Raw genomic sequence first — 476 nt, forward strand, 5'->3', positions numbered from 1 at the left:
GACTGCGCCCTCCGACGCCTCTGGCCTGCCTCGACTTACGTCGCGACTACGACCGGAGCTCTGTAATCCTCTTGCTTGGTTAGCACCGCCCAGACGATGCGGGCGGTTTTGTTGGCAAGCGCGACCGTTACCAGCATGCGCGGCTTTCGCGCGAGCATGCCCTCGAGCCACGAGCCCTTGGGGGCACCGCGCCTGCTCGCCTGCAACACGACCGCACTGCTGCCGATGATCAGCAACCGCCTGAGCGTTCGCTCGCCCATGCGCGAGATCGCACCCAGCTTCTGCTTGGGCACGAGCCCCAGCCATGCCGCAAAGTCGCGCCCCTTCGCAAAGGTCTCGGCCGGAGGCGCGATCGCTGCGATCGCCGTCGCCGTGATCGGACCGATGCCAGGGATCGTCATCAGCCGACGCGCCACCTCGTCCTCGCGAGCACGGCGGGTGATCTTCTTGTCCAATGCGGCAACCCGCTTGTCGAG

The 476-nt window shown here is 66.6% G+C and carries 1 protein-coding gene; it reads right to left on the reverse strand.

Annotation, left to right across the window (positions count from 1 at the left end; genetic code table 11):
* Nucleotides 1-35: 35 nt before the first annotated feature.
* The coding region (locus AACY49_RS30655; protein ID WP_339528040.1) for a transposase at nucleotides 36-476 on the reverse strand (441 nt) is incomplete at its 5' end.

It is taken from the genome of Pseudomonas sp. EL_65y_Pfl2_R96 (genome assembly GCF_963970905.1).
Classification (GTDB): domain Bacteria; phylum Pseudomonadota; class Gammaproteobacteria; order Pseudomonadales; family Pseudomonadaceae; genus Aquipseudomonas.